Genomic DNA, 18,487 nt, shown 5'->3' on the forward strand with positions numbered 1-18,487 from the left:
TAGGGTTCATGGCTGTTCTTGAAATCCGCACCGTTCCCGATCCCGTCCTCAAAGAGGTGTCGCAACCTGTTGAGAAGGTTGATGATGATCTCCGTCAGCTGATGGATGACATGCTGCAGACCATGTATGCCGCAGACGGCATTGGCCTGGCCGCCATCCAGGTCGGCGTGCCCAAGCGTGTCATCGTGATGGATCTCGCCGGCCCCGACGAGGAGCCGCAACCGCGCTATTTCGTCAATCCGGTCCTCTCCGACCCGTCCGACTCGCTCAAGCCCTATGAAGAGGGCTGCCTGTCCGTGCCGACCGTGTTTGACGAGGTCGAGCGCCCGGACCGGATCCGCATCCAGTTTCTCGATTATGACGGGAATGAATGCGAGGAGATTGCCGAGGACATGTTCGCGGTTTGCATCCAGCACGAGATGGACCATCTCGAGGGCGTCTTGTTCATCGACTATCTCTCCCGCCTGAAGCGCCAGCGTGCGGTCCAGAAGGTGAAGAAGATCGAGAAGTCCAAGGACCGCGACGCGGCCTGACCCCGCCCTAGCCCCGCCCGTGAGGCTCCGCAAAATTGATCAACGGTCCGGCCGGCACGATCCTGGTCGGGTTGATGGTGCCGTGGCTGGCATAATAATGCTTCTGGGCATGCTCGAAATTGCACGTCTCAGCGATGCCGGGCAGCTGGTAGAGATCGCGCGTATAGGCCCACAGATTGGGGTAGTCGACGAGGCGCCGCAGATTGCATTTGAAGTGCCCGAAATAGACCAGGTCAAAGCGCAGCAGCGTCGGCAGGAGACGCCAGTCCGCCTCGGTCGGCGTGTTGCCGGTCAGATAACGGGTCTGGCCCAATAAATGTTCGAGATGGTCAAGCGTTTCGAAGAGCGGGAAAACCGCCTCTTCATAAGCCGCCTGGCTGGTCGCAAAGCCGGACCGGTAGACGCCATTATTGACCGTCTCGTAGATACGGTCATTGAGGGCATCAATGTCGGCCCGCTTGTCGTCCGGATAGTAATCGCCCGCTTTCGCGCCGACCGTGTCGAAGGCTGAATTGAACATGCGGATGATCTCGGCGCTTTCATTGGAGACGATGCGCCCGGTCTTCCTGTCCCACAGGACGGGGACGGTGACGCGGCCTGAGTAGTCCGGCTCGGCTGCCAGATAGACCTGATACATCAGGTCCTTGCCCTGCAGCTGATCGCCGACGATTCCGTCCTCATCGCGCGCGAAAGTCCAGCCCTGTTCGGCCATGTTCCAGTGCACGACCGAGACCGGGATCATTGCGTCCAGCCCTTTCAGGGCGCGGTAGATCAGCGTGCGGTGCGCCCAGGGGCAGGCATAGGAGACATAGAGGTGATAGCGGTCCGGCTCGGCCTTGAACCCCTCGCCGCCGGTCGGGCCGGCGGTTCCGTCCGGCGTCACCCAATTGCGCAACTGGGCTTCCGAGCGTTCGAAACGCCCGCCGGACGTGTCGGTGTCATACCAGGTGTCATGCCAATGGCCGTCGACGAGCAGACCCATGGTCTCTCCGATCAGATTGCTGTGGGGAAGGGTATGGCCCCGCCCGGCAGTCCCGCCGGGCAAGGTCGGGGGAGGGACGTCAGAATTTGCCGGCCTGGAAGTCACGCACCGCCTGGTGCAGCTCGGCCTCGGTATTCATGACGAAGGGGCCGTAGCGGGCGACGGGTTCATTGATCGGCTTGCCGGCCACAAGCAGGAGGCTGGCGCCTTCGGGCCCGGCCTTCAGCTCGATCCGGTCACCATCTTCCAGAACGCCGAGATCGGGATCATCAACACGGCCTTCGCCGGATGAGACGGAACCCTTGTAGACCGCGATGAAGGCGGTGTGATCGGGATCGATATCCTCTTCCAGCGTGGCGCCCGGTTCGAGCACGATGTCGATCAATGTGGGCTGGATGGCGACGGATTTCGCCGGACCGGTCACACCGGTCGAGCTCGATCCGGCGAGCACGCGGAGGCTCGCACCCGGCCGTGTCTCGACGGGCACCTCGCTCTTGTCGAACTCCTGATAGCCGGGGTCGGTCATCTTCAGGGCGCCCGGCAGATTGACCCAGAGCTGGAAACCCCAGAGACGACCATTGGCCTGTTCAGGGATTTCCGAGTGCACGATGCCGCGACCGGCTGTCATCCACTGGATACCGCCGCCTTCGATGACGCCGGCATGGCCCTTATTGTCGCCATGGCGCATCTTGCCTTCGAGCATGATGGTCACGGTCTCGAACCCGCGGTGCGGGTGGTTCGGAAAGCCGGCCATGTAATCGGCGCTGTCGTCCGAGCGGATCTGGTCCAGCATGAGGAAGGGGTCGAGCTCCATCAGGCCGCGATGCCCCAGCATGCGGGTGAGCTTGACGCCGGCCCCGTCCGAGGTCGGAAGGCCGCGCGAGACCTTGGTGATCCGGCGCGTCCTGGTGAGGGTATCGGTCGCGGTCATGAAGCTGCGTTCCTGTCCTGTGCCCGCTTGGGTGTTGTTTCACCTGACAATGTAGGGGTTTTCTCTGCGAGTGCCATGGAAACCGGCGAAAGAGATTGTTTCCATTGTGGAAGCGATCAGGCAGGCTGTCGGTAGTTTGAGGAGTGAATCATGCGCTTGGCTGTCCTGATATCCCTGCCACTGGCTCTCGCGGCCTGTTCGAATGAACGGCCGGTGGCCGAGGCGGATCTGTTTGACCAGCTCTCGGCCCTGTGCGGTCAGGCATTTGAAGGCCGGGTCGTCAGCGATGACCCCCGAGATGCCGATTGGGCATCACAGGTTTTGACCATGCATGTACGGGAATGCTCGGCGTCAGAAATTCGCATTCCCTTGCATGTTGGCGAGGACCGTTCTCGGACCTGGGTCATCACCCGCGAGGCGGCCGGCCTTCAGCTCAAACATGATCACCGCCATGAAGACGGGAGCGAAGATGTTCTGACCCAGTATGGCGGGATGACCATCACGGCGCCCACCGAGACGCGCGCCGAATTCCCGGCTGACCAGTTCTCCCGGATGCTGTTCGACCGCGAAGGTATAGCCGCGTCCATGGCGAATGTCTGGTCCATCACACTGGCCGAAACCCGCTTCACCTATGCGCTGGATCGCCCCGATCGTCATTTCGAGGCCGAGTTTGACCTGACCGCACCGGTTGATGCGCCGCCGCCGCCCTGGGGCGCGGAATAACCGCAAACCGTCTTGACGGCAGGGCCGTGTTCGCGCTCAAACCCGCGGCATGACCTTACGCCTTGCCTTCATGGGTACGCCGGATTTCGCGGCGCGCTCTCTCGCTGAAATCGCTGCCGCCGGCCATGAGGTCGCGCGGGTCTATACCCAGCCGCCGCGTCGCCGGGGGCGGGGGCAATCCGAGCAGAAGACGCCGGTTCACCAGCTCGCCGAAATACTGGGTATCCCGGTCTCGACGCCGGAGAGCTTTCGCGACCCCGCGGTGATCGAGGATTTCGCCAGCCTCGACCTCGATCTGGCCGCGGTTGTTGCCTACGGCCAGATCCTGCCGCAAGCGGCGCTTGATGCGCCGCGCCTGGGCTGTCTCAACCTGCACGCCTCCTTGCTGCCGCGCTGGCGCGGTGCCGCGCCGATCCAGCGTGCGATCATGGCGGGCGACACACTGACGGGTGTCCAACTGCAACAGATGGAAGCCGGTCTCGATACCGGTCCGATCCTGTTGTCGGAGACTGTTCGCATTGCCCCGACTGAAACCGCATCCAGCCTGCACGACAAGCTCCGCGATGCCGGCGCGTTGATGTGGCCGCGCGCCCTGTCGGCGCTTGAACGCGGATCGCTGGAAGCCGTGCCGCAATCCGACGAGGGGGCGACCTACGCGAAGAAGATATCCGCGAGCGAGGCCCGCATCGACTGGGCCCGCGCGGCCGGTGACCTGTCTGCCCATATTCGCGGCCTTTCGCCCTATCCCGGCGCCTGGTTCGAACTGCCGACCGAAAAGGGTCCGGTCCGGACCAAGGTATTGATGGCCGAGGCGGTCGACGGCGCGGGTGCGCCCGGGACGGTTCTTGAGGGCTTGACGGTGGCCTGCGGCGAAGGCGCCCTGTCGCTCACCCGCTTGCAGCGCGAAGGCAAGGGCGCGATGGATGCGGCGACCTTCCTCAATGGCAATCAGATTCCGGCCGGGATGGTACTGGGCTGATGCCGCGCTACAAGATCACCATCGAGTATGACGGCCGCCCATTCTCGGGCTGGCAGCGTCAGGACAATGCGCCCTCCGTCCAGGAAAGCCTCGAGCGAGCGGCAGCCAAGCTGGATGGGGCGCCGGTCCTCGTCTATGGCGCCGGTCGCACCGATAGTGGCGTGCATGCACTGGCCCAGGTGGCGCATCTCGACCTCACCAAGGAGCTGACCGCGGACAAGGTGCGTGACGCCATCAATTATCACCTCAAGCCGGAGCCGGTCGCGGTGACCGAGGCTGAGCCGGCAGGTGACGACTTCCATGCCCGCTTCTCGGCCACCCAGCGGCATTATCTCTATCGCATGATCGATCGCCGGGCGCCGCTGACGCTGGATCGGGGGCAGGTCTGGCGGGTGACGCGAAAGCTTGATGCCGAGGCCATGCACCATGCCGCCCAAGCGCTGGTCGGGTCGCATGATTTCACGACTTTCCGCGATGCCCATTGCCAGGCCGAGAGCCCGGTAAAGACGCTCGATGCGATCTCGGTCTCGCGTTATGGCGAAGAGGTGCAGCTGACCTGTTCGGCGCGCTCTTTCCTGCACCGCCAGGTCCGCTCCATGGTTGGCTCCCTGGTCGAGGTCGGGGTCGGAAAATGGTCCGCCCGGGATTTCAAGGATGCGCTCGACGCGGCGGATCGCAGCCGCTGCGGCCCGGTCGCCCCGGCCGATGGCCTCTATCTGACCGCGGTCGATTACCCCGCCTAGGCGGGGCCTAGTTTGCGGCGAATGTCTGGCTGATCGCGACAAGAACGATATTGGACACCAGCAGCGGCACGGCTGCGGTGAAGGCCGCCGTGATGGTTGGCAGGCCCAGTGTCACATAGGCAATGCGCCAATGAACGAGGATGCGCAGATAGCCATAGAGGTAGAAGAGGAAGTCGCGGAGCTCGGCATTGATGACGCCGATCACCTGCAAGGACAGGATGCCGGCGATCACGCCATAGAGCCAGATGACACCCCAATTGTGCACCACGACCCAGGGGAGGAAGCGATGTTGCGCCCCGACAATCATCACTGCGAGCGCGGCTGCGATGGGGAAGCTGACCCAGGTCGCGAGGACGACCGAGAACTGGATAAAGGCATCGATCCGCACGCCGAGAAATTCGCGTTCAAGATAGATCAGGACCACCAGCGGCAGCGCCAGGAGGAGGCCGCCGAAAGAGCGCCAGAACCCGGTCAGCGAGACATCGAAACAGGCCTCGCCACCCGGGCGGAAGGTCAGGAGACGCAAGGCCCCCTGCATGCCGAGCCAGCCTTCTGCGATCAGCCTGATCATGCGGGTGGACTCCGGAAATAACCATCAAGGATGCGGGTATAGATCCGCGTCAGTGTCTCGATATCGCTGATCGCCACGCGCTCATCAACCTGGTGCATTGTCGCGCCGACCAGACCGAATTCGGCAACCGGGGCGTAGAGCTGGATAAAGCGGGCATCACTGGTGCCACCGCCTGTGGTCAGGGCCGGGCGGCGTCCGGTCTCGGCTTCCACACCGTCCTGGAGCAGGGTCGTGAAAGGTCCGGCCGGGGTCAGGAAAGCTTCCCCGGTGACATGAATGTCGGCATCGATATGCCCATCGAAATTGAAGTCGACGAGATTGGCTTCCTCGCGGATCCACTCGCTCAGCGCATCGCCGGTATGGGCGATATTGAAGCGGATATTGAAACGTGCCGTAGCGCTGGCGGGAATGACATTGGTGGTCGGATTGCCGACATCCACCGAGGTCACTTCCAGATTGGAGGGCTGAAAGGGCGAGACGCCGTCATCCAGCTTGCGCGCCAACAAGCGACCGAGCAGGTCGAGCAGGGGCGGGATCGGGTTTTCCGCGCGCTCGGGATAGGCGACATGACCCTGTCGACCGGTGACGGTCAGCGTGCAATTGAGCGAGCCGCGCCGGCCGGACTTGATCGTATCGCCCAGCGCGTTCGGATTGGTCGGCTCGCCGACGAGGCAATGATCGAATGTCTCACCCTCGTCCGCGAGCGCCTTGAGGACGGCCTTGGTACCATGGATGGCCGGGCCTTCCTCATCCCCGGTGATCAGGAAGGCGATTGAACCGTCGGGCTCGCCCGCTGTGTCCAGATAGCGGCGGACCGAGGCGACCATGGCGGCGATCGCGCCCTTCATGTCAGCGGCGCCGCGTCCCCACAGAAATCCGTCCTCGGCCGCTTCGGCGCCGAAGGGTGGTTTCTGCCAGTCATCTTCCGCGCCCGGCGGAACCACATCGGTATGGCCGGCAAACAGGAAGCAGGGCGACGCGGTGCCGCGCCGGGCATAGAGATTGTCGACCTCGCCGAACGGGTAGCGCCGGCAGGCAAAGCCCAGCTGTTCCAGCGCTGCCTCCAGCACGCCCAGCGCCCCGGCATCGGCCGGGGTGATGGACGGGCGCCGGATCAGGGCCTGGGCCAATGGCAGCGGGTTGGCGAGATCGTCAGTCGTGCTCATAGGGCAAACATAGCCAGTTCGCGCCTCCAAGCCAGATCAAGGACGCAGCGATTTTTCCATGGCGAAACGTTTGAACGCGACACCGCGGATCGAGACTTCTTCCGGTTCGGTGACCGCATAGCCCATGGCCGCGAAGGCGGGCTGCGCCATCAGGCTGGCGTGGACGTGCAGGCGTGTCTGCCCGGTCCGGCGCGCTTCCTGCTCGATGGCATCATGCAGGGCCCGGAACACGCCCTTGCCCTGCCAGTCGGGCCGGATATAGGCGAAATCGACATAGTCGGGCGCCTCGAGCGTCATGAAACCGACAAGCGTGCCAGCCTGCTCGGCGATGATGACCGTCTGGCCGGCCAGGCGCGTGTCCCAGTCGGGGCCCTTGCGGGGTTCCGGCACCCAGGCAGCCTGCTGTTCGGCCGTGTAGCGGCTCGGCCCGTTGCGGACCGCGTCATGCATCACTTCGCCCAGACCAGGATTGTCCGCGGCCTCGCCGCGACGGATCCGGATAGGTGTGTCCATGCTGATACCGGGCAGGTCTAGTGCGAGCGACCGTGGGTCTCGCGATAACGCTCCATCGAGACCGAGATCTTGAAGGTCTCGCGATATTTCGGGGAGCCGACCGGACGTGGGGGCTTCTGCGAGGTCAGCGCCAGGATGCGCTCCAGCGTGTCGTGCGCGGCACCGGACTGGCCCGCCCCGATATAGGCATGCAGCTCCACCAGCGCATCGGACAGCGGGTCGCCGCCGCGGACGATGAAATAGGGCTCGTCCGAGCCCATGCGGTGCAGGATGTCGAATTCGGACGGATTGTCAGCCGAGCCATATGGTGCGGCCGGGTCCTTGGCGGCCGGCTTGTCCTTGGTCATGTCGTCGCTCATGGCGCGCCCCTTGATTGATGTTTGGGCCATGTGACCAGATTCGAGGGCAAAGCGGTAGCGGCGGATCAGCGCAGCGTTGCTGTCGGCGCGATGGCGGTCCGGCGCGGCGCGCGCTAGACAGGGGGAATGTCATCCATCGCCCCCAAGAAAATCGCCATAATCGGTGCCGGCCCGTCCGGGCTGATCGCGGCCGAGCATCTCGCCACGATTGGCCATGCGGTCGACGTCTTCGAACGCATGCCGACACCGGGGCGAAAATTCCTGATGGCGGGGCGGGGCGGGCTCAACCTGACCCATTCCGAACCGCTGCCCGGTTTTCTGGGCCGCTATCGCGAGGCGGGCGACTGGCTGGGCCCCGTGATCGTGCAGCATGATCCCGCGGCATTGCGGTCCTGGGCCGACAATCTTGGCCAGGCGACTTTCATCGGCTCCTCGGGGCGGGTCTTCCCGGAAGCGATGAAGGCCTCGCCCCTGCTTCGTGCCTGGCGGGCCCGGTTGGAGGACTTGGACGTCGCCTTGCATCTTCGCCATGACTGGACCGGCTGGAATGAGGCCGGCGCGCTGACATTCGGCACACCTGCCGGACCCAGGAATGTCACGGCGGATGCCACGCTGTTCGCACTTGGCGGGGCCAGCTGGCCACGTCTCGGCTCGGATGGCGGCTGGGCTGACCGCCTGGCTGAAAAAGGGGTGGAGACAGTGCCTTTCTCCGCCTCGAATTGCGGCGTGGAAATGGCCTGGAGCCCGATCACACAGGACCGCTTTGCCGGCGCTCCACTCAAGTCAATTGTCGTGAGCCTGGGTGAGGAGCGTGTCGCCGGCGAGGCGATGATTGCGCGTTACGGCCTGGAAGGCGGGGCTGTCTATGCCTTGTCGGGCCCCATCCGTGAACAATTGGCGGCCGGCGAGGCCGTGACGCTGTCGCTCGACCTCAAACCCCAACGCGATCAGGCCGATCTGGCGCAATGGCTGGGGCGTGCCCGCAAGGGGCAATCCCTGACCAATACGCTTCGAAAGGCGGGCCTGACACCGCAAGCCGTTTCAGTCCTGCGTGATGCGGTTCCCGATTTGCCTCGCGATCCGGACGCCCTTGCCGCACGGATCAAGGCGGTGCCATTGGCGGTGACCGGCCAACGCGGGCTGGACCGTGCAATCTCGTCAGCCGGCGGTATTGCCCGCACGGCGCTGGACGACCGCTTCATGCTGAAGGCGCTGCCTGGCGCGTTCGCCGCCGGCGAGATGCTCGACTGGGATGCGCCGACCGGCGGCTATCTGCTGCAGGCGAGCTTCGCGACGGGTCTTGCCGCTGCCCGCGGCATCGAAGCCTGGCTGGCAGACGACTAGCGCAGCAGATCGTTGATGGCGGTCTTGGAGCGTGTCTGAGCATCGACGCGCTTGACGATGACCGCACAGGCCAGCGACGGCCCGCCCTTGGGATCGGGCAGGGTGCCGGGCACCACGACCGCATAAGAGGGAATCTCGCCGCGCGTGATTTCACCGGTTGAGCGATCGACAATCTTTGTTGACTGGCCGAGGAAGACGCCCATCGAGATCACCGCGCCCTGGCGCACGATCACGCCTTCGGCAACCTCCGAGCGGGCACCGATGAAGACATCATCCTCGATGATGACCGGGCCGGCCTGGAGGGGTTCCAGGACACCGCCGATACCGACGCCGCCCGAGATATGCACATTCTTGCCGATCTGGGCGCAGGAGCCGACCGTCGACCAGGTGTCGACCATCGTGCCCTCATCGACATAGGCGCCGAGATTGACATAGCTGGGCATCAGAACAGCGCCCGGCGCGATGAAGGAGCCGCGGCGCACGGCGCAGGGCGGCACCGCGCGGAAGCCGGCGGCCTTGAACTCGGCCTCGCCCCAACCTTCGAATTTGGACGAGACCTTGTCCCACCATTGTGAGCCGGCCACGCCGCCATCGACCAGACCCATCGGATTGAGTCGGAAGCCCAGTAGCACGGCCTTTTTCAGCCATTGATGCACGACCCAGTCGCCATTGCCCTCACGCGAGGCAACACGCGCCTGACCGCTATCAAGCAGATTGATGGCGGTCTCGACGGCTTCGCGGACGTCGCCGGTCGTGTCGGCAGAGATGCCGTCGCGATGATCCCAGGCAGTCTCGATCGTGGTGATGAGGGCGGTGTCGGTCATGTGTCATCGTCCGGTGTTGCGGTGGTGCGGATGGAACCGAGGAAGGTCGGCAGGCAGTCCACGGCGTGGTGGACATGATCAGGATGTTCGTCGGGCGCGGCGCTTTCCTCGTCGCGCGGGCCATGTTTGGCGCGGACCAGGACAGTTGTGAACCCCATGGCGTGGGCGGTTTTCAGATTGCGCACGCTGTCCTCGAAGAAGATCGATTCCGGAACGGGCAGGTCGAACTTGCGGACGAAGCTGTCAAAACCGGCCTGGTGCGGCTTGGGCTGAAAGCCCGAGGCCTCGACGTCGAAAATATCGTCGAAGAGATGGGTCAGGCCCATATGACCGAGAATATTCTCGGCATGACCGAGCGAGCCATTGGTATAGACGAGGCGCTTGCCGGGCAGGGCTTCGATACGGGCTGCCAGCTCGGGGTGGGGTGTGATCACGGTCGGATCGACATCGTGCACGAAATCGAGGAATTCACGCATGTCGACGGCATGATTGGCCATCAGCCCGTTGAGGGTGGTGCCATAGTCGCGCCAATAGGCTTTCTGCACCAGGCGGGCTTCGTCTTCGGGAAGCGAGAGCAGTCGCGCGACATATTGTGTCATGCGCCGATCGACCTGCGCCATGATCGGTGCGTCCGACGGGTAAAGCGTATTGTCGAGGTCGAAGACCCAATGGTTGATATGTCTCAGATCGGCCATGTCATGGCCTCCGGAATTCACTCTCGTCCAGCGTAACCCGGACACCGCCATCGGCAGGTTCCGGGATGCGGTGGAAATCGGCGGGCGCATAACCGCGTTCGGCGCAATCCGTGCGGCCTTCGGCGACAAAACGGGCCGGGGCCACGCAAAAGGTTTCACCCCCGCCGACAAGGCCGCGCCGACCGGCGGTATTGATCCGCTCGGCAAAATAGAAAGTGTTCGCCGTTTCCAGTCGCGCGGCGAGGACGCGGGCGCATTCATTGGCATGGATGCGCCACCAGCCGCGCGATTGCCAGATTTCACCGACCTGGTGTCCGATCGCCACAGCGATGTCGCCGTCGGCAGTATTGCAGACCGTCATGCCGCTGGCCGCGTTGCGCTCCAGGGCCCGTGCTTCCAGGGCGTCGATCAAGGCGCCATCGCCAGGCGTACCGCTAATCCCGGCATCGCTGAGGAAACTGGCGACCGCGCGCCGTGTGGAGCGTCCATCAAGTCCGTCGACCCCGTTGATCGGATAGCCGGCCGATTGCAGCAGGCGCTGGATCCCGGCGACATTGGCCCGGCTCCCGAAACTGTCGGGTTCCACAAAAACCGTGCGCTCGCGGTCGTCTCCTTCGCGGATGAAGAAGTCGCGTGAGGCCATGCCCAGCGAAGCGCAGCGCGTGTTGGCGACAACTTCGAAATCCGCCTCGTCAACGCAGAGCGGGACCGTGCCGCGCCATTCGCGCACGCCGCCGAGATAGGCGATGGAGGATTTGGCATAGAAGAAGATCGGCTGGTCACCGTCGAGATCGACATCGCCGGCGACGGTCGCGCAATCCCCGGGGCGAAGCCGGGTCCAGCCTTCGATGGCAACGCCTCCCTCGACCGGCCAGGCCGTGGCAGCTTCGACAATATAGCTGGTCTCATTGCACAACTCGGCCGCATCGGCCCGGCCGCTCATCGTGGTCAGAAGAAGGGGCAGGGCCAGAAGGGTCGTGATCAGAAAGCGCAACATGCGTCTTTCATCCCATGTCGGGCAGCAGGGCGACAATCTCCGCCCGCAGCTGGTCAACGCCATCCTGCTTGGCTGACGAGGTCGCGATCACGCGCGGGAAGGCTGCCGGGCGCTTGGCGATCTTCTCGCCGGTCTCGGCGATCAGGCGGGTGACGGCCGGCGGTTTGATCTTGTCGGTCTTGGTCAGCACGACCTGATAGCTCACCGCCGCCTCGTCGAAGACGTCCATGATTTTCAGATCGACCTCCTTGAGGCCGTGACGGCTGTCGATCAGCAGATAGACTCGCTTGAGATTGACCCTGCCGCGCAGGAAGGCCTTGGTCAGGCGGGTCCATTTCTCGACCACCGGCTTGGGCGCCTTGGCATAGCCATAGCCGGGCAGGTCGACGATGCGCAGGTCAGTGTCATCGACCTCGAAGAAATTGAGCTCACGCGTGCGTCCGGGCTCGCCGGAGGCGCGGGCCAGGCCCTTCTGACCGGTCAGGGCATTGATCAGCGAGGATTTGCCGACATTCGAGCGCCCGGCGAAAGCGACTTCGATCCGGTCCGGATCGGGCAGGTGATCCAGCGCGACCGCACCCATCAGGAAGGTGCAGGGTCGTGCGAAGAAACGCCGCCCGAGGCCGATATCCAGTTCGTCGCGAGCGTCGGTCAGGACTCGCCTCCTCCGCCGCGCTTCAACAGGCGGGCGACCAGCTTGTCGACCTGGGTCTCGTTCCCGTGGCGCCGCATGATGATGTATTGCTGCAGCACGGACAGGAAATTGTTCCAGGCCCAGTAGATCACCAGGCCGGCCGCGAACGGGGCCAGGATGAAGGTGAAGACGATCGGCAGGAAGGCAAAAATGCGGGCCTGCATCGGGTCCGGCGGCGGCGGGTTGAGCGCCTGCTGCGCGGCCATGGTCAGGCCCATGATGATCGGCCAGGCGCCGATGCCGAGGACGCCGCCGATCAGCCAGATACCCGTCGGATCATAAGGGATGAGACCGAAGAGATTCCAGATATTCGTCGGGTCGGCGGCCGAGAGGTCGCGAATCCAGCCGAAGAAGGGCGCGTGACGCATTTCGATGGCGTTGAACAGCGTCTGGTAGAGCGCGAAGAAGATCGGGATCTGCGGCAGGATGGGCAGGCAACCGGCGAGCGGATTGATCTTCTCGGTCTTGTAGAGCTCCATCAGCGCTTGCTGCTGTTTTTGCTGATCGGCCGCATAGCGCTCCTTGAGCGCCGCCATTTTCGGCTGCACGGCCTTCATCTTCGCCATCGAGGCATAGGCGCGATTGGCCAGCGGGAACATGACGATCTTGACCATCAGCGTCAGCGCAAGAATGGCGAGGCCGAACTGGCCGAGTGCGCCTTCCAGCATGGTCAGCAACCAGACGAAGGGGCGGGTCAGGAACCACAGCCAGCCCCAGTTGATGGCCATGTCGAAACGCTCGATGCCAACTTCGTTCTGGACCTGCTCGAGGACGTCCAATTCCTTGGCGCCGGCGAAGATATGCGTGGTCGAGGTCAGGGTTTCACCGGTTGGCACCGCGATCGCCTGCTCGACATAGCTGGCCTCGAAGGCGTCCTGCTCGCCGCGCTCGATCGTGCGGAAGCGGGCGGTGAAGGGGCGGTCCTGGTCCGGAACAGCGGCGGCCATCCAGTAGCGCTGCGTGATGCTGACCCAGCCGCCGGTGCCGCTTTCCTCAATCTGTTCGCCGTCTTCCAGCTTGCCGAAACTGCGGCGTATCATTGCGCCTTCGATAACGGCGAGGGCGCCCTCGAAGATGGCCATATTGCGGGTTTCATCTTCCGGGCGGCCTTCATGGCGGACGAGGCCATAGCGGGAGAGTTCGACTTCTTCGCCGGAATTGTTGGTGACCGTATCGCTGAGCGTGAAAAGGTAGTCTTCGTCCACCGAGATGACGCGCTCGAAGGCGAGGCCCGACGGGCTGTCATAGGTCAGGGTGACCGGCGTTTCCGGAGTCAGGGTCGAGCCCGAGGCCAAGGTCCATTCGGTCGAACCGCCCGGGAGATCGGTAAAGCCCGGCGTACCCGAGACCCAGCCATCGCGGGCGTAGAAGACATGATCGCCGCCGATCGGGTTCAGAAGGGCGACCGGGGTGTCGTCGTCAATCGTCTCGCTGTGGCGACGCAGGCGGATATCGTCGAGGCGGGCGCCGGTGAGCGAGAGCGATCCGAGCACGGCCGGGGCGTCGATGGTGATGCGTTCATTGCCGGTCAGGGCAGTTTCGCGATCAACCGTGGTCACGGCCGCCGCCTCCAGCGCGGAGGCGGGCAGATCGGGATCGACCAGCTCGCCGCCGGCCGCTTCCAGGGCCGCTTCGCGCTCGACGCGTCGCTCCTCCTCGGCCGGGCCCATCACGAACATCTGGTATCCGGTCAGGATCACCAGGATCAGGCCCAGTGCGATAAACAGGTTGCGTTGATCTTCGCCCATGAAAACTCAGGCCTCTTGCGCTTTGTGTTCGCGATCGCCCTGCGGCTGACCCTTGGTCAGATCCTTCAGGGCGCTTTCGACTTCCCCCATCAAGCGCGACCAGTCCCGGGAGGGCGTGCTCGCGCGTGCGATGAATACATAGTCAATGCCGGGCTGTCCGTGGAGGGGGAGTAGCAGCCGGGCAATCTCCCGTAACCGGCGCTTGGCCCGGTTGCGGATGACGGCACCGCCGATCTTGCGGGTCGCGGTGAAGCCGGCCCCGATTTCGTGCGGCCCGACATGCAAAGAGCCGCCTCGCGAGCGGGCCTGAATGACCACGCCCGATCGGACGGCTTTTTTGCCTTTTGCGGCGTGCAAAAACTGGCGCCGCGTTTTCAGCCGTTTAACGGCAGGAAGCGGCGCTGACATCGTCCTTAGGCGGACAGACGCTTGCGGCCCTTGGCCCGGCGGCGAGCCAGGATTAGACGGCCGGATTTCGTCGCCATGCGGGCACGAAAGCCGTGGCGGCGCTTGCGGACGATCTTTGACGGCTGAAAAGTACGTTTCACGGTCGCGCTCCATCGGCGTTCAATTCGAGAGCGGCGGCAATTACGCCCTTGCAGCGGCGGCGTCAAGGCTTCATGCCCCTCACTGAGCAGGAGAATGACATGGGAAACGCCGCAGACCAACCGCCGCAAATGCCGCCCGGGCCGCGCTCCACGGGCCTGCGCTGGCTGCGCCGCCTCGTTCTGATCGCGCTGCTGCTTGTTATTGCGGGACTTTTACTGACGGGTACGAGCCCGCTCGACCTGCTGGCCTGGCTGCGTGAAAGCCGGGGTCTGACCCGGGACGTGATTCAGGACCATTTCGCCCTCGCTGTGATCTTGTGCGCGCTTGGCTATGTCCTGCTGGCGAGTCTCGCGCTTCCCGGTGCCCTCTGGCTGACCATTGCGGCCGGATTCGTGCTCGGTCAGGTCTGGGCCATTCCGGTGTCCTTGCTCGGGCTCACACTGGGCGCGATCAATACGGCTTTGCTCGTACGCTTCCTTGCCGGTGATGCGCGGCGAACCCGATTGCACGAACGCTATCGGCGCCTTGCGGCCGGGTTCGAGCGGGACCAGTTGACCTATATGATCCTGTTGCGGCTGCTGCCCCTGCCGTATTTCGGAGTCAATTTGGCTGCCGGGCTGTCGCGGGTCTCGCTCGGCGCGATGGCGCTCGGGACGCTGATCGGGTCCCTGCCGTCGATTATCCTCTATGCAGGCTTCGGCGCCGGGCTCGGCTCGCTGAGCGAAATGGAGGCCCTGCCAGGGCCGGAAGCCCTCCTGCAGCCGCAGGTTCTCTTGCCGCTGCTCATGATCATCCCGCTGGCCCTCGCGCCACTGTTCTGGCGTCGCTGGCAAAGGCGGCGAAAGGCACGCGCCTTGCCGGGCAAATCGCACTAGGCTATCGGCGTTGAACAATGCCCACTGATCTCCCGCCCTCCAGCGAGCCCGCTCGCCCGTCCGAAACGCCGGCCCCCGGCGTGTTCGACAATCTGCGGGCCCAGCTTCTCATGGTCACGCTGGGGCTGGTTACGGCGGGCCTGGTCCTCGTCTATTTCCCGGCGGCCGCGAGTTTCCGACTGCAATGGATGACGGATCGTGCCGAGGCTGCCCACCTGGCCGCACTGGCGGCCGATGTAGCGCCGGGCGGGGCTCTGGGTGAGGAAGAGGTCCGTGCGCTCCTGATGGGCGCTGACGCGGTCGCCGTGGCGCGTGTGCGCGATGGCATGAATGAGCTTGTCCTCTATTCCGGACCGATCGGCGAAGGGCTGGTCGAAAGCGATCTGCGCAAGGCCAGCTGGTGGACCCATATCCGCGATACGGTCGAGACCCTGACCGCGGATGATGACCGGCTGCTGCGCATCAGGGCTCAACCGGTGGGAGCCCCGGACGAGCTGATCGATGTCATTGTGCGCGAAGGTCCGCTCCATACCGCCTTGCGCGATTTCTCCCGACGCCTCCTGATCTATGCCAGCCTCGCCGCCTTCATTGTCGGGGCGGTCCTGTATTGCGCACTCTTTTTCCTCTTTGTGCGACCGATGCGCCGGCTGGCCGGGGCAATGACCCATTTCCGCGAAGACCCGGCAGATCCGGGGCGGATGATCCGCCCGGGTGATGGCCGCAATGAAATCGGCCAGGCCGAGCACGAGCTCGCCCGCATGCAGGCCGATGTGCGTCAGGCCCTGCATCAGCGCGAGCGGCTCGCAGCGCTGGGCGGCGCCGTCGCCAAGATCAATCATGATCTGCGCAATGTCCTGGCCAGCGCCCAACTGGTCTCGGACCGGCTGGCCATGGATACGGATGACCGGGTGCGTGGCATGGGCGAGCGCCTGGTGCGCTCGGTCGACCGCGGGGTTCGCCTCTGCGAAGCGACGCTGGAATTCGGCCGCGCCGAGGAAAGCGCGCCTGTGCGTCAGCCGATTCCGGCGCGGGCCCTGCTGGAGGAGGTCGCGGGCGATGCCATCCTGGCAGAGGGCGATGTGGACTGGGTCAATGATGTCGGTGAGGAGATTGTGCTCGATGCCGACCCGGATCAGGCGCACCGGCTTTTCCTCAATCTCTGCCGCAATGCGATCCAGGCCATGCAGGCCGGGTCCGAGCCCCGGCGCCTGACCGCACGCGCGGTACCCGTGCCGCCGATTGATCCGTCGACAAGTGCCGGTGAAATCCGGATCGAGATCTCCGATACCGGTCCCGGCGTGCCGCCCAAGGCCCGTGAACGCCTGTTCCAGCCGTTTGGCGGCTCAACCCGTCGCGGTGGAAGCGGGCTGGGATTGTCGATTGCCCGTGAGCTCGCCCGCGCCCATGGCGGCGATGTCAAACTGGTCGCGACCGGCGAGGATGGCACGATCTTTGGCGTCAGCCTGCCGTCCGCACCCGCGCACTCCCATCAAGGTTGACGGGCCTGCCCCTCTCGGCGCGGATCGGCGCCGCCAATCAGCGTCCCGTCTTCCAGTCGCCGCACGATGTGCAAGCCGGAATTCTCACCGCGATTGGCGTCGAGGGTGAAGCCAAGACCGTCCAGTCCGGCCAGGATGTCCGGATCCATCCCGTCTTCGACACGGATGACATCGCCACGCGCGACGACATTGGGCAGCTCGATCGCCGCCTGCGGTGTCAGTCCCCAGTCGAGCATGCCGACCAGTGTCTTGGCGGTATAGGCAATGATCGAGGAGCCGCCGGGCGATCCGGTCGCCAGTACGAACTCGCCGTCCTGGTCGAAGACAATGGTCGGCGACATGGACGAGCGCGGTCGCTTGCCGCCCTCCGGTGCGTTCGGCACCGGCGCCCCATTGGCGTCTGTCGGTGTACGCGAGAAATCGGTCAGCTGGTTGTTGAGGAAGAAGCCTCCCGCCATGCGATGGCTGCCGAACACGCTTTCCACCGTTGTCGTCATGGAGACCACATCGCCATCCCTGTCGACGATCACGAAATGGCTGGTACCCGGTGAGTCGGGCGTGGCGTCGGCGCCCGGCGCGGTGACGCCGTCCGGGATGCCCGGCGTCGATCGTGGCAGGGCGGTTGTGCGCTGGATGCCAAGAGACCGCTCGGCGATGTAGTCGGCGTCGAGCAGGCCGGCGACCGGTACGGCCACGAAATCTGCATCGGCGACATAGGCATCGCGGTCCGCATAGGCGAGGCGGCTGGCCTCGATGAAGCGGCGCCAACCCTCGACCGTTTCCGGTCCGGTGGCGGACAGGTCATAAGGCTCGAGCAGGCCAAGAATCTCGTTGACGGTCACGCCGCCGGAGGCTGGCGGGGGCGCGCCACAGACCGTCCATTCACGATAATTCCGGCAAAGCGCATCACGGCGTACGGCCTGATAGGCGGCCAGATCGGTCAGGGTCAGTCCGCCGGGGCGCGGTTCGTCCTGAACCGCCTCAATGATCGCGGCAGCCAGGGGGCCTTCATAAAGGGCGCGCCAGTCGGCGGCGAGGGCGCGCGTCGTCTCCGCATAGGCCGGGTTCTGCAGCAGATGACCGGCCGGATGCGGTGTGCCGTCATCGGTGAAGAAATAGTCGCGGGAGGCCGGCCATTCATCCAGCGGGCCGCGCGGTGCCATGCCGGCGATAAAGCGCGCGAGGCGCGGCGAAATCTCGAATCCGGTCTCGGCCAGGCCGGTTGCGGCATCAAAACCGTCCGCCCAGTCCAGCGCGCCATGATCCTCGTGCGCCATGGCCAGCATGGCGATGGCGCCGGGCACGCCGATGGAATGACCGGAAAAGACGGAGTCGCCAAAACCCAGCGCCTGGCCATTCTCGTCGAGGAAGAGGTCCGGTCCCGCGCTAGCCGGTGCCGTTTCGCGGCCGTCATAGACGGTGAGGTCCCCGGACTGGGCGTCGTAATAGAGCAGGAACGCGCCGCCACCGAGGCCCGAGCTTTGCGGCTCGACCAGGCCAAGCACGCTTTGCACGGCAATGGCCGCATCGATCGCATCACCACCGGCGCGCAAGGCGTCCAGCCCGGCTTCTACGGCATGTGGATTGGCGGCAGCGACCATCGCCGGGCCCGTCTCGATCGCAATGTCCGTCCCGGCTTCAGCATTGGCCGCGGGCTCGTCATCGCTGGAACAACTGGCAAGAAAAAGCCCACCTGCAAGTGCGGTGGTGGCGAACAGGAAACGCAGCATCTAACTTGCCCCTCAACAATGTCCGGTCAGAC

Annotated in this window: 21 protein-coding genes; 7 read left to right on the forward strand and 14 right to left on the reverse strand. The window is 64.6% G+C overall.

Features of this window, described 5'->3' with window-relative positions; all coding sequences use genetic code 11:
• Positions 1–8: 8 nt before the first annotated feature.
• The gene (gene def, locus JXQ94_RS12075; protein WP_295695269.1) at positions 9–533 is read left to right on the forward strand and encodes a peptide deformylase; all 525 of its coding nucleotides are present in this window, start codon (positions 9–11) and stop codon (positions 531–533) included.
• A 7-nt stretch (positions 534–540) separates the two neighbouring features.
• Here def and JXQ94_RS12080 read toward each other — a convergent pair whose 3' ends face one another.
• Together JXQ94_RS12080 and JXQ94_RS12085 are read right to left on the reverse strand one after the other, a co-directional pair.
• Positions 541–1,515 (reverse strand): glutathione S-transferase family protein, encoded by a 975-nt coding sequence (locus JXQ94_RS12080; protein ID WP_421924046.1) that lies wholly within the window; start codon positions 1,513–1,515, stop codon positions 541–543.
• Positions 1,516–1,594: 79 nt separating this feature from the next.
• Positions 1,595–2,446 (reverse strand): pirin family protein, encoded by an 852-nt coding sequence (locus JXQ94_RS12085; RefSeq protein ID WP_421924047.1) that lies wholly within the window; start codon positions 2,444–2,446, stop codon positions 1,595–1,597.
• Between the two features lie 150 nt (positions 2,447–2,596).
• On the opposite strand from JXQ94_RS12085, the gene JXQ94_RS12090 reads away from it, so the two are divergent.
• The 3 genes from JXQ94_RS12090 to truA are packed head-to-tail and all read left to right on the forward strand — an operon-like array spanning position 2,597 to position 4,891.
• Positions 2,597–3,169, forward strand: a complete 573-nt coding sequence (locus JXQ94_RS12090; protein ID WP_421924048.1) for a hypothetical protein — start codon at positions 2,597–2,599, stop codon at positions 3,167–3,169.
• Between the two features lie 49 nt (positions 3,170–3,218).
• The gene (gene fmt, locus JXQ94_RS12095) at positions 3,219–4,148 is read left to right on the forward strand and encodes a methionyl-tRNA formyltransferase (RefSeq protein ID WP_421924049.1); all 930 of its coding nucleotides are present in this window, start codon (positions 3,219–3,221) and stop codon (positions 4,146–4,148) included.
• Positions 4,148–4,891, forward strand: coding sequence for a tRNA pseudouridine(38-40) synthase TruA (gene truA / locus JXQ94_RS12100; RefSeq protein WP_421924050.1), 744 nt, complete (start codon positions 4,148–4,150; stop codon positions 4,889–4,891). The genes fmt and truA overlap by 1 nt, the downstream gene beginning before the upstream one ends.
• 7 nt (positions 4,892–4,898) lie before the next feature.
• On the opposite strand, the gene JXQ94_RS12105 is transcribed toward truA, so the two are convergent.
• Genes JXQ94_RS12105 through JXQ94_RS12120 form a run of 4 tightly spaced genes read right to left on the reverse strand, consistent with a single transcriptional unit; the run spans position 4,899 to position 7,530 of the window.
• Positions 4,899–5,462 carry a hypothetical protein gene (locus JXQ94_RS12105; RefSeq protein WP_421924051.1) on the reverse strand — a complete coding sequence of 188 codons (564 nt, stop codon included), beginning with the start codon at positions 5,460–5,462 and terminating at the stop codon, positions 4,899–4,901.
• Positions 5,459–6,628: a succinyl-diaminopimelate desuccinylase gene (gene dapE, locus JXQ94_RS12110; protein ID WP_421924052.1), complete on the reverse strand. Its 1,170-nt coding sequence runs from the start codon at positions 6,626–6,628 to the stop codon at positions 5,459–5,461. The genes JXQ94_RS12105 and dapE overlap by 4 nt, the downstream gene beginning before the upstream one ends.
• A 36-nt stretch (positions 6,629–6,664) precedes the next feature.
• A complete protein-coding gene (locus tag JXQ94_RS12115; RefSeq protein ID WP_421924053.1) occupies positions 6,665–7,141 on the reverse strand; it encodes a GNAT family N-acetyltransferase in 477 nt (158 codons plus the stop codon).
• A gap of 17 nt (positions 7,142–7,158) precedes the next feature.
• Positions 7,159–7,530, reverse strand: coding sequence for an aspartate decarboxylase (locus JXQ94_RS12120; RefSeq protein ID WP_421924054.1), 372 nt, complete (start codon positions 7,528–7,530; stop codon positions 7,159–7,161).
• Positions 7,531–7,626: 96 nt separating this feature from the next.
• Here JXQ94_RS12120 and JXQ94_RS12125 point away from each other — a divergent pair, with 96 nt between their 5' ends.
• Positions 7,627–8,844, forward strand: coding sequence for a TIGR03862 family flavoprotein (locus JXQ94_RS12125; RefSeq protein ID WP_421924055.1), 1,218 nt, complete (start codon positions 7,627–7,629; stop codon positions 8,842–8,844).
• On the opposite strand, the gene dapD is transcribed toward JXQ94_RS12125, so the two are convergent.
• The 7 genes from dapD to rpmH form a co-directional block, all read right to left on the reverse strand.
• Positions 8,841–9,668: a 2,3,4,5-tetrahydropyridine-2,6-dicarboxylate N-succinyltransferase gene (gene dapD, locus JXQ94_RS12130; protein WP_421924056.1), complete on the reverse strand. Its 828-nt coding sequence runs from the start codon at positions 9,666–9,668 to the stop codon at positions 8,841–8,843. The genes JXQ94_RS12125 and dapD overlap by 4 nt on opposite strands.
• Positions 9,665–10,363, reverse strand: a complete 699-nt coding sequence (locus tag JXQ94_RS12135) for a pyrimidine 5'-nucleotidase (RefSeq protein WP_421924058.1) — start codon at positions 10,361–10,363, stop codon at positions 9,665–9,667. The genes dapD and JXQ94_RS12135 overlap by 4 nt, the downstream gene beginning before the upstream one ends.
• 1 nt (position 10,364) lies before the next feature.
• Positions 10,365–11,360 (reverse strand): DUF1036 domain-containing protein, encoded by a 996-nt coding sequence (locus tag JXQ94_RS12140; protein WP_421924059.1) that lies wholly within the window; start codon positions 11,358–11,360, stop codon positions 10,365–10,367.
• A gap of 7 nt (positions 11,361–11,367) precedes the next feature.
• Positions 11,368–11,943, reverse strand: a complete 576-nt coding sequence (yihA, locus tag JXQ94_RS12145; protein ID WP_421924060.1) for a ribosome biogenesis GTP-binding protein YihA/YsxC — start codon at positions 11,941–11,943, stop codon at positions 11,368–11,370.
• Between the two features lie 68 nt (positions 11,944–12,011).
• Positions 12,012–13,802: a membrane protein insertase YidC gene (gene yidC / locus JXQ94_RS12150; protein ID WP_421924061.1), complete on the reverse strand. Its 1,791-nt coding sequence runs from the start codon at positions 13,800–13,802 to the stop codon at positions 12,012–12,014.
• A gap of 6 nt (positions 13,803–13,808) precedes the next feature.
• Positions 13,809–14,210 (reverse strand): ribonuclease P protein component, encoded by a 402-nt coding sequence (locus JXQ94_RS12155; RefSeq protein ID WP_295694434.1) that lies wholly within the window; start codon positions 14,208–14,210, stop codon positions 13,809–13,811.
• 5 nt (positions 14,211–14,215) lie between these two features.
• Complete coding sequence (gene rpmH / locus JXQ94_RS12160) at positions 14,216–14,350, reverse strand: 50S ribosomal protein L34 (protein ID WP_295694437.1); 135 nt, start codon at positions 14,348–14,350, stop codon at positions 14,216–14,218.
• Positions 14,351–14,449: 99 nt separating this feature from the next.
• On the opposite strand from rpmH, the gene JXQ94_RS12165 reads away from it, so the two are divergent.
• On the forward strand, positions 14,450–15,226 hold the full coding sequence (locus JXQ94_RS12165; RefSeq protein WP_421924062.1) for a TVP38/TMEM64 family protein: 777 nt from the start codon (positions 14,450–14,452) through the stop codon (positions 15,224–15,226).
• 17 nt (positions 15,227–15,243) lie between these two features.
• The gene (locus tag JXQ94_RS12170) at positions 15,244–16,725 is read left to right on the forward strand and encodes a sensor histidine kinase (protein WP_421924063.1); all 1,482 of its coding nucleotides are present in this window, start codon (positions 15,244–15,246) and stop codon (positions 16,723–16,725) included.
• Here the strand turns inward: JXQ94_RS12170 and JXQ94_RS12175 are convergent.
• Positions 16,716–18,455, reverse strand: a complete 1,740-nt coding sequence (locus JXQ94_RS12175; RefSeq protein WP_421924064.1) for a gamma-glutamyltransferase family protein — start codon at positions 18,453–18,455, stop codon at positions 16,716–16,718. The two genes, JXQ94_RS12170 and JXQ94_RS12175, sit on opposite strands and share 10 nt — an antisense overlap.
• Positions 18,456–18,487 lie beyond the last annotated feature (32 nt).

This window comes from Maricaulis maris, from assembly GCF_049116555.1.
Lineage (GTDB): Bacteria > Pseudomonadota > Alphaproteobacteria > Caulobacterales > Maricaulaceae > Maricaulis > Maricaulis maris_C.

Bases quoted from the DNA above. Each gene is read 5' to 3' on its own strand.
- def (WP_295695269.1), top strand. From the start codon at position 9: ATGGCTGTTCTTGAAATCCGCACCGTTCCCGATCCCGTCCTCAAAGAG.
- JXQ94_RS12080 (WP_421924046.1), bottom strand. From the start codon at position 1,515: ATGGGTCTGCTCGTCGACGGCCATTGGCATGACACCTGGTATGACACC.
- JXQ94_RS12085 (WP_421924047.1), bottom strand. From the start codon at position 2,446: ATGACCGCGACCGATACCCTCACCAGGACGCGCCGGATCACCAAGGTC.
- JXQ94_RS12090 (WP_421924048.1), top strand. From the start codon at position 2,597: ATGCGCTTGGCTGTCCTGATATCCCTGCCACTGGCTCTCGCGGCCTGT.
- fmt (WP_421924049.1), top strand. From the start codon at position 3,219: ATGACCTTACGCCTTGCCTTCATGGGTACGCCGGATTTCGCGGCGCGC.
- truA (WP_421924050.1), top strand. From the start codon at position 4,148: ATGCCGCGCTACAAGATCACCATCGAGTATGACGGCCGCCCATTCTCG.
- JXQ94_RS12105 (WP_421924051.1), bottom strand. From the start codon at position 5,462: ATGATCAGGCTGATCGCAGAAGGCTGGCTCGGCATGCAGGGGGCCTTG.
- dapE (WP_421924052.1), bottom strand. From the start codon at position 6,628: ATGAGCACGACTGACGATCTCGCCAACCCGCTGCCATTGGCCCAGGCC.
- JXQ94_RS12115 (WP_421924053.1), bottom strand. From the start codon at position 7,141: ATGGACACACCTATCCGGATCCGTCGCGGCGAGGCCGCGGACAATCCT.
- JXQ94_RS12120 (WP_421924054.1), bottom strand. From the start codon at position 7,530: ATGGCCCAAACATCAATCAAGGGGCGCGCCATGAGCGACGACATGACC.
- JXQ94_RS12125 (WP_421924055.1), top strand. From the start codon at position 7,627: ATGTCATCCATCGCCCCCAAGAAAATCGCCATAATCGGTGCCGGCCCG.
- dapD (WP_421924056.1), bottom strand. From the start codon at position 9,668: ATGACCGACACCGCCCTCATCACCACGATCGAGACTGCCTGGGATCAT.
- JXQ94_RS12135 (WP_421924058.1), bottom strand. From the start codon at position 10,363: ATGGCCGATCTGAGACATATCAACCATTGGGTCTTCGACCTCGACAAT.
- JXQ94_RS12140 (WP_421924059.1), bottom strand. From the start codon at position 11,360: ATGTTGCGCTTTCTGATCACGACCCTTCTGGCCCTGCCCCTTCTTCTG.
- yihA (WP_421924060.1), bottom strand. From the start codon at position 11,943: ATGGGTGCGGTCGCGCTGGATCACCTGCCCGATCCGGACCGGATCGAA.
- yidC (WP_421924061.1), bottom strand. From the start codon at position 13,802: ATGGGCGAAGATCAACGCAACCTGTTTATCGCACTGGGCCTGATCCTG.
- JXQ94_RS12155 (WP_295694434.1), bottom strand. From the start codon at position 14,210: ATGTCAGCGCCGCTTCCTGCCGTTAAACGGCTGAAAACGCGGCGCCAG.
- JXQ94_RS12165 (WP_421924062.1), top strand. From the start codon at position 14,450: ATGGGAAACGCCGCAGACCAACCGCCGCAAATGCCGCCCGGGCCGCGC.
- JXQ94_RS12170 (WP_421924063.1), top strand. From the start codon at position 15,244: ATGCCCACTGATCTCCCGCCCTCCAGCGAGCCCGCTCGCCCGTCCGAA.
- JXQ94_RS12175 (WP_421924064.1), bottom strand. From the start codon at position 18,455: ATGCTGCGTTTCCTGTTCGCCACCACCGCACTTGCAGGTGGGCTTTTT.